Annotated in this window: 14 protein-coding genes and 1 pseudogene; 7 read left to right on the top strand and 8 right to left on the bottom strand. The window is 54.7% G+C overall.

The features are described 5' to 3' along the window. From AC2FME_RS18110 to AC2FME_RS18090, 5 genes and pseudogenes are all read left to right on the top strand, one after another. Window positions 1-217 (top strand): annotated as a pseudogene (locus AC2FME_RS18110) (ABC transporter substrate-binding protein); the annotation flags it as partial. Window positions 218-316: 99 nt separating this feature from the next. Beyond that, window positions 317-2071: an ABC transporter permease gene (locus AC2FME_RS18105; RefSeq protein WP_496801185.1), complete on the top strand. Its 1755-nt coding sequence runs from the start codon at window positions 317-319 to the stop codon at window positions 2069-2071. 18 nt (window positions 2072-2089) lie between these two features. Then, a complete protein-coding gene (locus AC2FME_RS18100; protein WP_496801184.1) occupies window positions 2090-3142 on the top strand; it encodes an ABC transporter ATP-binding protein in 1053 nt (350 codons plus the stop codon). Next, a complete protein-coding gene (locus AC2FME_RS18095) occupies window positions 3142-3738 on the top strand; it encodes a histidine phosphatase family protein (RefSeq protein WP_496801183.1) in 597 nt (198 codons plus the stop codon). The genes AC2FME_RS18100 and AC2FME_RS18095 overlap by 1 nt, the downstream gene beginning before the upstream one ends. 548 nt (window positions 3739-4286) lie before the next feature. Then, window positions 4287-5021: a hypothetical protein gene (locus AC2FME_RS18090; protein ID WP_496801182.1), complete on the top strand. Its 735-nt coding sequence runs from the start codon at window positions 4287-4289 to the stop codon at window positions 5019-5021. Between the two features lie 203 nt (window positions 5022-5224). Here the strand turns inward: AC2FME_RS18090 and tnpC are convergent, their stop codons facing one another. The 7 genes from tnpC to AC2FME_RS18055 form a co-directional block, all read right to left on the bottom strand. Next, window positions 5225-6790 (bottom strand): IS66 family transposase, encoded by a 1566-nt coding sequence (gene tnpC, locus AC2FME_RS18085; protein WP_496801186.1) that lies wholly within the window; start codon window positions 6788-6790, stop codon window positions 5225-5227. 54 nt (window positions 6791-6844) lie between these two features. After that, on the bottom strand, window positions 6845-7177 hold the full coding sequence (tnpB, locus tag AC2FME_RS18080) for an IS66 family insertion sequence element accessory protein TnpB (protein ID WP_496801181.1): 333 nt from the start codon (window positions 7175-7177) through the stop codon (window positions 6845-6847). Window positions 7178-7194: 17 nt separating this feature from the next. Further along, window positions 7195-7578 (bottom strand): IS66-like element accessory protein TnpA, encoded by a 384-nt coding sequence (gene tnpA, locus AC2FME_RS18075; protein WP_496801180.1) that lies wholly within the window; start codon window positions 7576-7578, stop codon window positions 7195-7197. A 42-nt stretch (window positions 7579-7620) separates the two neighbouring features. After that, window positions 7621-7935: a hypothetical protein gene (locus AC2FME_RS18070; RefSeq protein WP_496801179.1), complete on the bottom strand. Its 315-nt coding sequence runs from the start codon at window positions 7933-7935 to the stop codon at window positions 7621-7623. Window positions 7936-8100: 165 nt separating this feature from the next. After that, window positions 8101-10110 (bottom strand): type IV secretory system conjugative DNA transfer family protein, encoded by a 2010-nt coding sequence (locus AC2FME_RS18065; protein ID WP_496801178.1) that lies wholly within the window; start codon window positions 10108-10110, stop codon window positions 8101-8103. Between the two features lie 17 nt (window positions 10111-10127). Continuing rightward, a complete protein-coding gene (locus tag AC2FME_RS18060) occupies window positions 10128-12446 on the bottom strand; it encodes a relaxase/mobilization nuclease domain-containing protein (RefSeq protein ID WP_496801177.1) in 2319 nt (772 codons plus the stop codon). Beyond that, a complete protein-coding gene (locus AC2FME_RS18055) occupies window positions 12439-12984 on the bottom strand; it encodes a helix-turn-helix domain-containing protein (RefSeq protein ID WP_496801176.1) in 546 nt (181 codons plus the stop codon). Before AC2FME_RS18055 ends, AC2FME_RS18060 begins: the two co-directional genes overlap by 8 nt. A gap of 641 nt (window positions 12985-13625) precedes the next feature. Here AC2FME_RS18055 and AC2FME_RS18050 point away from each other — a divergent pair. Together AC2FME_RS18050 and AC2FME_RS18045 are read left to right on the top strand one after the other, a co-directional pair. After that, window positions 13626-14390, top strand: a complete 765-nt coding sequence (locus tag AC2FME_RS18050) for a ParA family protein (protein WP_496801175.1) — start codon at window positions 13626-13628, stop codon at window positions 14388-14390. After that, complete coding sequence (locus tag AC2FME_RS18045; RefSeq protein ID WP_496801174.1) at window positions 14387-15052, top strand: hypothetical protein; 666 nt, start codon at window positions 14387-14389, stop codon at window positions 15050-15052. The genes AC2FME_RS18050 and AC2FME_RS18045 overlap by 4 nt, the downstream gene beginning before the upstream one ends. Before the next feature lie 23 nt (window positions 15053-15075). Here AC2FME_RS18045 and AC2FME_RS18040 read toward each other — a convergent pair whose 3' ends face one another. Continuing rightward, a complete protein-coding gene (locus AC2FME_RS18040) occupies window positions 15076-15501 on the bottom strand; it encodes a hypothetical protein (protein ID WP_496801173.1) in 426 nt (141 codons plus the stop codon). Window positions 15502-15771: the final 270 nt, after the last annotated feature.

Here is a 15771-nt window from a genome sequence, read left to right as displayed (position 1 = left end):
TCTGATCGCAGAAGCCTGGGCACTGATCGACGCCAACCCGATTGACGAGGCAACCAGCCTAGATGCGGACTTTGCGGCTATCTTCACCAAGAAACGCAAGAAAGCCACCGACGAAGTCGGAGCGCGTCAGGCTGAAGTTGAACAGCAATGGGACGCAATGGTCGTAGAAAACTACGCCCGTGCAAAAGAGCTGGCCGAGCAAGCCTCCGCCATGTGACCTCCCTGTCTGCCCTTTCGGGGGCCGACTTGGCTGCCATCGCCTGGTGTGGTGCGCTATCGCCCAGCGTGATGGCAGCCTAATTGGAAAGAACTCATCATGTCTCGTACTTCGCCGTCCCCTGCAAAGATGCAGGCAGGCCTCTCTGATCGCCTGCCGAGCTGGCTGGTTCCAAATCTGTCCGGGCTTCACCTTGTTGCCCTCTTCATCGCGTTGCTGCTGACTGGGTTGCTTCTGGTGCCTGTTGCCCAAGTGATGATCGTCGCGTTTCAGGACCCTGCGACCGGGGCTGCCACGCTCCAGAACTTTATGGATTTCTTTGGCACATCATTGTTCCGCGAGAGCTTCTGGAATTCCTTCTACGTGTCGGCGATGTCTGTTGTCGTGGCGACCGCTATCGCCTTGCCGCTGGCATATATCACAACGCGGTTCCACTTTTCCGGCTCGATCCTGATCCAAAGCCTCGGCTTCATCCCGTTGATCATGCCGCCCTTTGTAGGCGCGGTCGCGATGCAACTGATCTTCGGGCGTAACGGGACGATCAACCTGTTGCTACGCGACAATCTCGGCTTCGATATTCCCTTCATGGAAGGGCTGAATGGCGTCATTCTGGTCCAGTCGATCCACTACTTCCCGTTCATCCTGATCAACCTGTCCGCCTCGCTACGCAACATCGACCGTTCGATGGAAGAAGCCGCGCAGAACCTTGGCAGCCACGGAATGCGCCTGTTCCGGCGTGTCGTCTTTCCCTTGGCGATGCCGGGCTATATCGCGGGTGCCGCGCTGGTCTTTATCAAGGTTTTCGATGACCTTGGCACGCCGCTGTTGCTCAACGTGAACAACATGCTGGCGCCGCAAGCTTTCCTGCGTATCTCGTCCATCGGGATCAGCGATCCGATGGGATACGTGATCTCGGTCATCCTGGTCGTGTTCTCGGTCCTGTCACTGTGGGCGTCCTTCCTTTTCATGCGCGGCAAGGAATACGCCACCGTGCAAAAAGGCGGTGGAGGAATGGCCAAGCGGTCGCTCAAGCCCGCTGAAAAAGTACTCGCTTATGGCGCCGTAATCTTCATCCTGCTGCTGGTCTTGTCACCTCATTTCGGCCTGCTTCTGCTGTCGTTCGGCACGATCTGGTCCTTTGCTCCACTGCCTGACGGCTACACGCTGCAAAACTATGTGACAATGTGGGAAGGGTCAAAAACCTTCATCCTGAACACCGTTCTTTACGCCGGCATTGCGGCCACCTTGGACGTGATTATCGGTACGGCCATTGCCTATATCGTCCTTCGCACCAAGATATTTGGCCGAAAGGGTCTGGACTATCTTGCGACCGCGGCGTTGGCGGTACCGGGCGTTGTTCTTGGGATCGGCTACCTTCGGACCTTCCACAGTATCGACCTTCCTTTCACCGGCGAACCAATGGCAAGCTGGTGGGTGATCATTGCGATGGCCCTGATGATCCGACGCCTTCCTTATGCCCTTCGCGCCTGCACCGCAGCCTTGCAGCAAGTGAGCCTTGCCCTAGAGGAAGCGGCAGAGAGCCTGGGCGCCACCAAACGGCGCACCATCCAGAAGATCGTCGTGCCCTTGATGACGGGCGGCATCCTTGCGGGCTTTGTCACCAGCTTTGCGACGGCGGCTGTCGAGCTGTCCGCGACCATCATGCTGGTCAGTTCCAACAACGACGCACCGCTGGCCTACGGCATCTACCTGTTCATGCAGACCCCATCTGGGCGTGGTGCAGGGGCGGCGCTGGGTATCGTGGCCGTGATTGTCGTAGCGATCGGCACCTTGGCCTCACAGATTATCATCGAACGCGACAAGAAACTGAAATCGTCCGGCGACGTACACTAGGCCGGGGAGGGAAAACTCATGAACAAAGCTGGCATCAAAATCGAAAACCTGCACCTATCCTTTGGCGACACAGAGGTTCTGAAAGGAGTGAACCTTGACATTCAACCTGGCGAGTTCTTCGCCTTCCTTGGCCCATCCGGGTCTGGCAAATCCACTCTGTTGCGTGCCATCGCAGGATTTGGACCAACCCCAAAAGGACGTATCCTGATCGGGGATCGTGACGTTGTCGGGCTGGACCCGTGGAAACGTAACGTTGGGATGGTGTTCCAATCCTATGCGCTTTGGCCGCATATGTCGGTGCGCGACAATGTGGGGTTTGGCCTGAAAGAGCGCAAAGTGCCCTCAGCCCAGATCAAGGCAAAGGTTGACGCGGCGCTAGAGCTTGTGGACCTGGCCCATCTTGCGGATCGAATGCCCAACCAACTGTCAGGCGGTCAGCAACAACGCATCGCACTGGCGCGCACCGTGGTGGTCGAACCGGATGTGCTGTTGCTCGACGAGCCCTTGTCCAATCTGGATGCGTCCCTGCGCGTTCATATGCGGCGCGAGCTTTTGCGTTTGCAACGGCAGCTGGGTCTGACCACGATTTTCGTGACCCATGATCAGGAAGAGGCGAACACCACGTGCGATCGCATGGCGGTGCTGGACAAAGGAGTGATTCAGCAAGTTGGGTCACCACTGGAATTGTATGACCGGCCAGAAAACCTCTTCGTTGCCAACTTCCTTGGTACGGCTAATATCTTGGAAGGCAAGGTCGAAACCGAGGGGGGCGCAAGACGCTTCGTGACAAAGACGGGGGACCACCTATCCCTGCCTGATGGCGGTACGGGTAACGGCGAAAACATCGTCCTGCGACCTCAAAACATCTCGATTAGTCGCACCGGGGGCAATGACTCCTTGCCCGGCACGGTTCAGCACAGTGAGTTTCTCGGCAGTCAAATCCGCTATCTTGTGTCCGCAGGTGGCACCGAAATTGTCGTCGACCAAAGCCACCGCGCGGGTCATGATTGGATCGAAACCGGAGCAGAAGTGCATCTGGTCGCCAACACAAAAAGCGCGATCGTCTTGTAATGATGGCGCTTCCCAAACTGACCATACCGCATGACGTATTCCTTCTGCGGCACGGAGAGACCGAGTGGAACAAAGACCATCGCGTGCAAGGGCAGAAAAACTCGGATCTTACAGAGAAGGGCCGGGCGCAGGCCCGCCAGCAGAGCGAAATCTTGCGCAATGTGCGCTCTGGTCTAGGGGCTCATACTCTTTGGGCCAGCCCACTCGGTCGCGCGCAGGATACGGCGCTGCTGGCGTTTGACGGCGAACCCTATTCAACCGACATCCGCCTATCCGAGATCAACTGCGGCGCATGGGAAGGAACCACCCACGAAGACCGGCTGGCCCGCGATCCAGACATCGTGGCTGGTATTCAATCGGAATACGGCATGTATACCAGCGGGCCGGGCGGCGAAGGCACGAAAGAACTTGCCGCGCGCCTATCCTCGTTCCTAACTGAGCTAAAAGACCCGGCAATCATTGTGTCGCATAAAATCGCCATCGTGGTCATGAGGACGCTATTAACCGGCGACCCGAATGGGCTGGATTGCCGTCTGGTCCCCGAGCAGGGGAGCGTGCTGCAGATTTCGAACGGTGTGGCGACGCGCCGTCGTTGACATTAGGGTCTGCAAGGCGGACTGCAACCGCAGCAACCGGTGGGGAAGCTGAGAGACCGCAAAAGGCCACTCCTTCCCGGACCATTGGCAGCAATGCGCGCTTCGCACCTGTTTACGTCGGCCGCAGATATTGGGGCTCTGTGCTCTTTCCGGCCATCGCGGCGTCAGTGACAGGCAGCCGCTTTTAGATGGCCAACGACAGGACTGTTCGTCAAGGCAGCTCAGGTATCGATGCGCTCAGCGATGCTCTGGGCATCTTCATGTTCAACGCCAAGGTCGCGCAGATAGCCCACCAGTTCGAGCCAGGCCCGGATCGCCCAGACCTATTACGGCAATAGGGGGTAATTCCAGAAGGTGGCAGAATCGTATCATTAGGCAACAGGGGCATTCGCTGCACGGCGTTTAAACCAGTTAGAAGTGGGACAAAGCTGGCTTTGAAGGTGATTGTATGAATGGTTGGTTCGCGTATTTCATAGTCGACAGCTCAACTCAGAACTTCGAACTAAGAGAGGATAGTCAAGGGCATAGTCAAACACATGATGATGGAGATGGAGGAAGCCCAATGGGTAGCGGTTGATGTAGATTTCCGGTGTCCACACTGCAAGGAAGCCGTCGATGGCCAAACTGAGCTTCCGGTTGTCCATGACAATGGAGATCAACATCACTTCCCTATCTCAATTCGGTGTGCTGTGTGCGGCACTCACTACGATGCTTGGGTCAAAACCGATTGGGACGCCTGCGAAATCGAACTGGACGGATACCCTGAGGTATCAGTTAAGGCGGAACCCGTGCAGGGATACTTCAACGACTACGATGATTACGATCACGACTACTACGAATGGCTTGAACAGCAGGAGCGCCCACATAGGGAGGTTTTCCGTACGCTTTCCCAAACTCTGGACAACGTCGAAGAGCTCTGCTCGTTAGAGGTGGATGAAAAACAGTCCCGCATGTTGAGAAGAATGCTGCTTGCTCAAAGTATTGCCGCAATGGAAGTCTTCTTCGCGGACACACTTATACCTTCAGCCTCCGCCAGCGTAGAAGTGCAAGAAAAACTGCTAAAATCAAAACGAATAGGAATCGGCGCGACCAAGTTTCTTTTGTCAGACGCGGCTGGCAAAGTAGACTTTGCGAAGGAGCAATTAGTCGGATATCTGCGTGCAGTTTCTTTTCATGACATATCGAAAGTGACTAAGCTCTTTCAGATCGGACTGGGGATCGACATACTTCCCGACGAAGTCGGAACTGAAGAAGGTGGTAACAGTCATCAAGCAACGTCATGATTGCGTCCACCGGAATGGCAAAGACCGCGAAACTGGCAGAGAACTGGAATTTTCGAGCGAGTGCCTCTTAGACCTAACCGCAAGTCTACGGAATATGCTCAGAGCGGTTGACGAAAAGGTCGAAGCAAGAGAAGCGCAATAAAGGGCGTCGGCTCCCGCCCAGCGGTATTTGTAGCCATTGACGCATCATGGTAAGCGCTTATTCAGCCCTTGAAGTTCCACGGCAGCAGCTGATCGATGTCCTTTTGTTTATGGCCATTGACGATAGCAGTGAGGACGCCTGTCAGGTAGCTGTGCGGCTCGACCTTATTCAGCTTACAGGTCTCGATGAGTGAGGCGATGATGGCCCAGTTTTGGGCACCGGCATCGTGGCCTGCGAAGAGTGCGTTCTTGCGCTGTAAGGCAATGGGACGGATGGTGCGTTCGACGGCGTTCGAGTCCATCTCGATGCGACCATCGATCAGGAACAGGATGAGCCCATCCCAGTATTTTAAGATGTATTTGAGCGCCTCCCCCGTTGGGGATTTGGCTGAGACCTGGGTGCGGGCGTGATCCATCCAGGTTTTGAAGGCAGCAACTTTGGGTGCGGACTTTTGGCTCCGAACGGCCAGACGGTCCTCAGCTGACTGCCCACGGATCTGCTTCTCGATCCGGTAAAGCGCCGAGATCTGCTTGAGACCTTCCTCGGCAATGGGGGCCACATTGTTGTGGGTCAGGTCATAGAGCTTGCGACGGGCGTGGGCCCAGCAATAGGCCAGCTTGATCGGCGCATTGTCACGTGGATCAAGCACGCGGTTGTAGCCAGCATAGCCGTCCACTTGCAGGATGCCGCTAAAGCCCTGCAATATTTGAGATGCGTATTTGCCGGATCGTCCGGGTGTGTATGTGAAGGCGACGCCGGGTGGTTCAGGACCATTCCAGCCCCGATCATCACGGGCCAATGCCCAGAAGTATCCCTTCTTCACCTTTCCCCGACCGGGATCGAGCACTGGCGCTGGTGTTTCGTCCATGAAGAGCTTGGAACTGGTCTTGAGATGCCCCAGCAGAGCATCATGGACGGGCCTCAGTTCGTGGGCCGCTTTGCCCACCCATGATGCCAAGGTGGAGCGCTCGATATTGACACCTTGGCGGGCGTAGATCTGGCTTTGCCGGAACAGTGGCAAGTGGTCGGCATGTTTTGACACCAGAATTGTTGCGACTGTCGCCTCTGTGGGCATGCCGCCTTCGATCAAGCGTGGCACAGCCGGAGCCTGAACGATCCCGGCCTCACAGGACCGGCACGCGTATTTGGGGCGGCGTGTGACGAGAACCCGGAACTGAGCGGGCACAATGTCCAGCCGTTCACTGACATCCTCTCCGACCACGTGACGTTCACCGCCACAAGAACAAGTTGTCGTCTCGGGCTCGACCACCTCTTCAATGCGCGGCAGGTGCTTGGGCAATGCCCCACGCGGTTTGCGCGTGGCAGGCCTTGTCTTCGGCGGATCAATCGCCTCATCTTCGGCATGGATCGCGGCCATGGCGGTCTCGATGTCTTCCAGCGCAAGGTGGTATTGATCCGGATGGCCTTTCTCGGACTTCGCGCCATAGAGGGCGCGCTTGAAGTCAGAGAGCAGCTTCTCCAGTCGAATGATACGATCTTCCTTGCGTTCGATGATACCGTCGCGCTGAACCAGGCTCTCATTTTGCACCGCAATTTGCGCCTCAGCCACCAAAAGCATGGCTTTTAGCGCATCAATGTCATCAGGAAGATCGGCAGCAGAGGTCATGCGCATGAACTATCAAATTCAGGGTCATGCCGCCTGTGCAAAACACCAGCCGAGTCATTCTGCCGCAGCAGGAGACGGGGCTTCCAGAGAGGTCACACGCCGCCAGTCCAGTCCCGCAAAAAGAGCTTCAAATTGCGCAGGGTCCAGGCGCAAAACACCGTCCCGGATGGCAGGCCATTTGAATGCGTTCTGCTCCAGCCGTTTGTACGCCATAACCAAACCAGTCCCGTCCCACCAGATCATCTTGAGCCGGTCTGCCCGCTTGGCCCGAAACACATAGACGGCGCCGTCAAAGGGCCGCATCTTCAGATGACTTTGGACCAGTGCGGCCAAACCATCGTGACCCTTGCGGAAGTCTACTGGCTTCGTCGCCACGAAGATCTTCACCCCATGCGATGGATGGATCAAAGCGCGACCGCAATCTCGGCAATCCGAGCTGCCGGTGTCGCCGCGTCTAGACGAACGGTGACATCCCCTTTGATCACATCAACAGTCCCTGGCTTGCTCGGCAGGGTGGGCTTCTGTGTCGCTGGAACTTGGCTTTCAATCTGCACAGGCACAAAATCCATACCGTCCAGATTGGGCAAAACCAATTTGCCAGTCCGGGCCATGCGCCGCCAATCAGATAGATTACTCGGCTTTAGATCATACCGCTTGGCAACCGCATTCACCGTAGCCCCCTCGATCAGAGTTTCCGCCACAATCCGTGCCTTCAGCTCCATCGGCCACCTGCGCTTACCGTCCGGACCGCGGGGCACCCGTCGTAAAATCTCTACCGTAGGCTCCATAGAAAAACTCCCTTCAAAACTATGCGAGAAGGGAATCGCAGATCAGACGCGCTCAAGAAAGGTGGGGTCTAAACACCGCTTACCTTGGGCTTGCTCCATAAGACGAAGCGGCCCGTTGCCCGAAAGCGTGGTTTCCACGGCGAAGGTCTGTTTGTTTTCGATGGCGTCTTGCTGTTGAGAAAGGGCTTCTTTGCCCGCCGAAACAGCTGCGGCGGCTGGATTATCGGGATTCAAGCTGCGAGCAATTGCATCGGGATCAATTACCGGAGCGTCACCGGCCAGCCCCGAAGCTGTGAGGGTGGACTTTCCCGATCCGTTGGGACCAGCAACCACAATCAAAAGCGGTTGTTCTGTCATTTGTATGGCGCGTTGTCCGACCGATCGCGGTATGGTCGTGCTTCTTCTCGACCGCTTTTAGAACGCGCAACATAAACCCCGTCAGAACGGCGTTGAATGAGCGGAATACCCCTCGCCTGTTGCTCAGCCAGCAAAAGTCTCTGCCTTTCTTGAAAGGCCGGTTTGTCAAGTCGTGGCTGCTTCATCGGCCCTACTATCCATCCTGCTCTGAACCTCGGCTACAACATCCTTAACCGCGTCTGGAGCATTCTCGCCAGAACGCCGACCAGGTTTGCGCGATGGCGGGCGGCGTCGTTTTTTCGCGGCAGCCGAAATACTTGAAAATCCGGCCTCGGCTTCCTTGAGAATTGCACGGCGCTGATCCTCGGTCGGCGGTTGCGCTGGCTTTGATCCAGACAAGTTGCTCAGCTTTGCCACTTTGGTTTTCTTCCGCTCATGTTCGAGAGGCGGATAAGGAAGCAAATGGGTTCCCCTCGCAGCATCAATCGGTGCGAAGTGATTGTCTTCGTAGTATCGAATGTGGTCAGCTTTTATCGGATACTGACCTTCTGGAAGGATCAAAACCTTGTCCAGCGGAAACCGCAAAAGCTCGCTTGCAGAAATCAATGGACGTTCTTCTGATCGACGGCTCACATGCGCGCTATCGTCCAGGTCTCGGATGCGTGATTGGCTTTCGCTTTTTGATGTGATCGTCCGCTTGCCCAGAGCTTCAGCAAGCACGGACGCTGTTCTATCATCCTGTGGTGTCATGTAGATTTGGATGCCAGCGCCAGCCAACAATGAACGCCTGTCAGCTTCCCCATAAAGCGACGGTGAATCGAGGCCAGCGATGGATTGGGAAATAATGAAAAACCGACCACCGAATGCCCGAATAGTTTTGATCGACTGCAACACAAGAGGTTGACGGCCGAGTTGGTCAAACTCGTCCATGAGAAACATAACCGGATGTGGTTCATCTGGACCGGGCTCAGCTCGTTGAAGCGATGCGATAGCATCTGCAAAAAGCAGCCTGATCAAAGGTGCAAGGGTTTTCAGATGCTCGGACTGAACTGCGATATAGAGGGTTTGTGGTTCCTTCCTGAAGGTAGAAAAATCAAAATCGCTTTCGGAAGTTGACCGTACAACTGACGGATCAGACCAAAGCTCGAACCCAGCTCCGTTGATCACAGAAATATAGCTGTCCACAATCTTCTGGGTCTCGCCAGCCATTTCATTGAATGTTCTGGAAACAATGGGGATAGCCGTCATGTCCGCATATGATCTGTAGTTGTCCGCGCGTCTGCCGCCCCCACCCATGATCTCGGACGCATAACCTAGGGTTGGCGTGCCTTGCTCGATGGCAAAAAGACAGGACGCGACAAACAGCCGTTTGCCTGCCTGATAGAACCCCTTGGCATTGTCACCTTCGACCACAAGAAAGAGATCGGCCAAAGCATTCAACGCAGTGTATTGCTCATCTGTTGACGCCATGTCTGCGATACGTTGAAGGGGATTAAATCGGTGAGTTCTTGTCACCCGGCCAGGCGTCGGCTTGCCTTCCATGGCAGGCATGTCAACGTAATCGAACGGTGAGAAATACCAGATTTCATTGCCCAACCCCTTCTGGCGATGCACTGAAGACTTTTGAAAATTCTCACCCTTAACATCGAGGACAATGGCTGAACCATTAAAGTGAAGAAGGTTCGGCAGCACGAAGCCGATTCCCTTTCCTCGCCCGGTTGGCGCAATCATGATCGCGTGCGGAAAACGATCGGGTGATGCCGAAATAAATGGCTTATCACTCTTTGGGCGACCCAGCTTGCCGTAGACGAAACCATTCACATCGAAGCCGCCAATCATCTTGTTGCGTCGGATCTCCGACTTGGATTGGAAATGAGCATCGTCATACTGTGTCAAACTGCCACGATAGACACCGGCAACGCCAACAGCGGTCAAAGCGAAAGTCACAGCGCCGGTAATCAAAAATGCCGATTGTAGGATTGCGGGTGATGCCTCAAGGGTTGCCCAGGAGTATCGAAGAAAGAACGGTTGCAGAGGATCAATTGTCGCTACGGATTCCTTTCTGGCAACAACAACGTAGATAGTCGCCAGCATCGAACCAATATAGCCGCCCGCAAGCAATCCGCCGAAAAGCGCCAAGACATAGCGCCAGCGGGTTTCAATATCTTGGATCATGGCAACCTCCTAAACTCTTATAGACTAATATCATCTGACAGGTCTGGCTCGACACTGTGTTCTTTCTCGGCAACCTTGATAGCTGCGCTTTGACGGGCGAGCTGCTGGAATTGATCAACCGGTTCGCTATGCCGCTCATTTCCATCGGAAATGTCGGCTTCGTTGCGAAGCTCTGATCCCACAGCGGCCCGAATAGCAGGGTCTTTGATTTCTTCACGCAACGCAGTGTAGTCCCCTGCCCTAACGGCGTCCAAATCTTCTTGCGATAGCTCCTGCGACATGCGTTCAACGATCATTTCAATCGCTGGAACATCTGACAATCGCTGATACCTCTCACCATAGATCAGCTGATCACGAGCAATGACTTCCTGAAGGTCGCGAGGCACTTCGTAATCCGCGAAAATATTGGCAGCTTCTTCGGACAGGTCGCGCTCAAGTCGGTCATAGGACACTGGAAGTTGACCCGTAATCTCATCGAGCGCAGATACTTGCCCATCTACGAGTTGATCAACCTGCCGTTCTGCGGCCTCCGGATCGAACACTGCACCATCTTCATGCCGCGCAAGATCCAAGTGATTGCGACGTGAAATATCCAGTGAAGTGCGCAAACCAGCTTCATCACGCTCCATGAGCGCAGGCAAAGCGGCCATATACTGCCGTTCGTCGTTCGTCATAGACGATTCAGACGCCATCAAATCGCGCAATGAATCAACATAGTTGCCCGCCGTTTCAAGGTTTTCGTGTTCTGTGCCAAGAGCTGTCGCGGAAACAATCAATGTTTCATATTTGGAGAACACGCTGTCGCTGTCGAAATTCTCGCCAACTCCATTCTCCAACTCAGCCAAAACGGTGCGCGAGTGGTCCATATCCACCTCTGGGCCAACCCCCTGTGCGCGCCACCCCTCGACCTGGCCCGCTGTGCGGCTGGACAACATGAACCGCTCTGCCATCTCTTCGGCATTTGTTCCTGCTCTTTCAAGCCTGTCCTCATGCACAGTAAAGGCCGCTTCAAGTCGTTGCCTCAGATCATCCATCGCCACTTCTGATGCACGGTGCGCGGCGGGATCGTCGCCAAGATGATCACGAGCGGAATGAATGTCGCGTACAATGTCCAGGCTGTAAGGGTCATTGTCAGACGACAACTCGCGACCATGCTGCTCCATGAACGATTCAGAGACAGCGGCGTCCTGCATCAAGCGAGTTTGTTCGGCAAAACGCTCTTCCAGATGCACGCGCTCCGCTCCCGGCTCCATATCTTGAATGTCCGCCCACGCTTCTCGGGCAGACGCAAAAATACGCTCAACATCTTGCGAAAAGCGTTCCGTCGGGTCGATGCGTGGCGTATCAACGTCGGTTGCGGTCATGAGTGAACCTCCTTCTTTCAAAATATCAGATGCAGCGGAAAACATACCGCTCAGTTTCTCCATGAAACCCCCCTGCCCTTCTGGGTCGGTGGTCAGGCGGGCTATCGAACTTAGGGATTGGTATTGATTGGCAAAGCTTCTCAGCATCGCTTCGCGCTTCATGCGCTCAACAATCGACATTTTGGGCGCTTCAACAGAAGGTGTTTCCTCGCCGGTCATTTTGAGATTGTCGTGTGCTGCGCGATATTCGGTCTCTCTGGGCGGATACTCAACAACACCGCGAGACAAACGAGACGAAGCATTCAAAGCCACACCATGTTCATTGGCGATTTTGGCATGAAGCTCACGCATCACGTCATAGTTAAGCTCGGATTTCATACTTATCGACAAAAACTGGCCGTGGTCATTGCCACGTTTATCAACCACGAAATGAGCATGGACATGATCAGTGTTGGCATGAAGTGCAGCAACATAGCGCCACTGGTCTCCAAAGTCGCCGGACCCAAACACCGCCCTGCCCCACTCCTTTGCGATGTTCTCCGCCGCTTCCACATCCGTGTCCTTTGGGAAGCTCAAAATGATATGGTCGGAATGTCCTCGCTTGGGGTTTCCGGCCCAACTGCTCGTCCACAGCGGAACCGTGGTTTCTACAGAGTTCTTGTAAAGGCCGCGCTCAATTCCATTGAAGTTCAGCCATGTTGATTTTACCGCCTCATCACGGGTGATATAATCCAGCTGGCGGCGAAGCTCCTTGGGAGAGTGAGCACCGCCATTGCGCACCCTCTTTACAACGGACTGTGGAACCCTTTGTGCGTTGCCTGCCATTGCCCTCGTGGCTCGTTGCTGACGAGTTCCAAGGCGCAGCATGATCGCCTTTTCTATCGGATCGGAGCGCATTCCGGCATGGCGACGACCGATATTTGGCAGCACCTCACCGATGATGGCGTCTTGAATCGAAGTCTGGTTACTCATTCATCGCTCCTCCGATTGGAAAAGCAGCCTCAACGAACGCCCTTTGCCGTGATGCAGACACAAAAGCGACAAGCTGATTAACCGCCTCATCGACTTTCACATCGAGTTGTTGCACGAGCTTCCCGTCCCTTGCATTCCAGGATAGCCGCCCGGACTGCGCCAGCGTCACGAGCTGATTGAGGTTCACACCGATGGCATTTAGCTCTTTTCTCAAACCCGCAAGCGCCTCAATTTCCTCCGACTGAAGATCCAAAACACCCAAGGAATGACGGACAAGACGCCTAACACCGTCCGACATGGTGATACCAAGCGCCTCTGTTTTGGCTTTGAATGCCGCGTGTTCCTCGTCTGAAACGCGCCCTCGGACGTTCTGACCACCGGTCGTCACGCTCCTTTTTTGCTTGCTCAGCCGGATTTTCGTCACCGTCGAACGATGCCGACCGAGCTTTCGCGCAATGGAAGCATCGCTTTCACCCTCAGCAATAAGTGCCTGAATTTTCAGGCGTTCCTTATTGGTGATGCGTCGTTGTTTAGGCACAGATTTTGGCTCCGTCAAAAAGTGTGATAAACTTATACCACAATATACCGTTCCAGCCAACCGACCTTTTAGGCCGGTTTTCGCTCCTTCGGAGAAGTACCACTTGCGAAAATCGAACAGCCTAAAAGGTCTCCGTTTACGCCACCGGTAACCGATGCAAATCGCGTTTCACCAACAGGTGGCGAAAGTAATGAGGTCGCAAAGCGACCGAATTGCCGTTTAGATCGCCCCAGGCGCGCAGCGCGTGGGCGATCCGCCTTCACACGCACCCAGACGGATGACAGGCGCAAACATGACCTCCACAGGCAAAAATGGCGATAATCCGGTGCTAAGGTGCTACGGTGCTAGGGGGTATCGGCGCATAGGTGTCGTGGAGTACCGACGCCTAAGCGTGATGCAGCTTAGGTGCCAAGGTGTGGCGGTGCTGAAACATATAAGCGCCAAGGCGCTGCAACGCTATGCCGCCAAGGCGGACCGGCGTCTCGGTGCCATGCAGTAACGGCGGTGCGGTGTATTGACGTAACAGCGGGACGAAGCTACGGTGCAACAATGCCACGGTGCAACGGGGCGTAAGCAACTAGGCGCTAAAGTGCCATGGAATAGCGGTGCAACGGTGCACTGACATAGAGCAGGAAAAGAACATGAAAGTTATCACTCTCATTCAAACCAAAGGCGGGTCAGGCAAAACCACGCTTGCCATGACAATCGCAAGCGCAGCACTTGCCAAAGAACAAAAGGTTCAAATGTTCGACGGTGACGTGAACAAGCAGCTTTTGAGCTGGCAGCCTGCTTACATGGACGCGGATTGGGGGCATGTCGAAAAGCCTGATTGGCCTGAACGTTTGCAAATTGACGAACCGCCTGAAAATGTCGAAGCACTATATGAGCGACTTGAACAGCTCGAAGAAAACGGCACCGATCTCGTTATCTTCGACACGCGCCCCGGCAGTTATGAAAGCACTGAGGACTATGCCATTGCGGCTGATATGGTTCTGATCCCAGCTCGACCGGCACAAGCTGAGTGGCGGCTTGTCCTTTCGGCTTTTGAATGGATGGCGGAGCTTCAAGCAACATTAGCTGAAAACGAAAGATTTCCGCAGGTCCGCTCGGTCATTGCCAATGTCCCGACAAAAATCATTCAAGCAGCTGCCGGTGTTGGTAAATCAGGATCTCTTCCAAAGCGAGATAAGGAAGTGTTGGACAACATTCTGCAAACCCCGCACCTGGACACCATGATCCCGAACAGTCGTATTCTCGAACATCTGCTTTATCACGGCCCATTGCCGGTCGCTGAGAAAGCGCACCGACAGGCGCGTGCTGGCACTCTTATGGCGAACAATTTCGAAGATCTGACACAAATCGCCGTCAGCCTTTATGATGAAATCATTGAGGGGACGCAGGAATGACCCGACGCCGTATCCCCCTAAAAGTAGCTCCTAGCCCTGCGTCGCAGCGCCCGGAAAACAAATCCGTCGAAAAGCTCGTCCAATCAAGTCGAGAACATCAGGAACGAATGCGCAGCGTAGCGGGCAACCACGCAGAGACCAAAGACAAGCCAGCGGAACCCGCCAAAACGCGCAAACAGACAAAGCGCACAAAACCCGAAGCAAAAGAGCCCAAACCTCAACCGGCCACCACAACCGCGCCAAAGCCAGAAACAAACCCGGAAAAAGCTAACACCGCGAGCGCCACGCAACCCATCACTCGCAAGATGACCCTGCATGTGCCAATCAATACCTTGATGGATAGCAGGGCAGGGAAGCTTGCGGAGACAATCAGCAAAGACAGGGAATATGTGATTGCAGCGTATCTGAAAAGAAGCACCGAAGCCCTGCGCAATCGCTGGAAAGCAGGCGAACTCGATAAGCTGCTGTCAGATGCGAAGCTCTTGCTCGATCAATCCGCTGATAGTGGAACGCGGCCTGAGCGAAAGTATCTTGCCCTTGACGTAACAATGATCAGTGATGCTCAAACACTCTTTGATGATCCGTTGGGGCTTTTGTCCGAAAACAAGATCATGAGCGCATTTCTAGGCGCGGAAATGCTCGCGCAGCTTACAAAGGAGTGACCCGCAAAAGCGGGTCACTCCGATCAGCAAGACATGTCAGGGATTGGCTCCATACCTGACAATTGCAATGAATCCTGACTGGTAACGAAAGCATAATCACCGCCTTCGCCAATGATCGCCACCATCTTTGCCCACTGTTCCTCGTCAGCTTTGAACTCAGACACGACACCATTCTCAACTGTGAATGCAGCCTGTTCACCAGATTGCGCCAGCAGCACGACCTGCGCCGGGGCAGGGTGCTTTGCGAACTGTACTGAAAGAGTTGCGTTCGATTTGTCGCCAAACACTCGATCAGGATCGCAAGCCAGCGTGACTGAATAACTGTCTTCTGCATAGGAAAACACGGTCATTCCACGCGAAATGGATTGTGCCCATTGAGAACCTGCGAGCGCAGGCGTTGCTGCTGCAATGAGGCTCATTGCAAGCGAAAGCTGTAAACTAGTTTTCATCACCACTAACCTTCTATTGACATGCACAACTCATGGCAGAATCCAAGCAATGTGACAACATGCTTGTGAAAGAATACGCGGGCACGCGCCAAGGCGCGCGACATTCGTTTGGTTGGTCCGACGCCACCTTTCGTCAAAGGCGTAAAGGGGCAAGCGCCAGCAAAGCTGGCGTCAATCTGTCTAACCGTGTCCTCGCGCTACGCGCTGCGGGCCGCACCATAGACAGATTGCCCCCTTGACCCCTCCGCCCAAAGTCGTCGGTCGGGCGTT

It is taken from the genome of Ruegeria sp. BHSC026, from assembly GCF_059613065.1.
The sequence above is the reverse complement of the archived record's forward strand: the minus strand, read 5'-3'. Positions and strand labels throughout refer to the sequence as shown.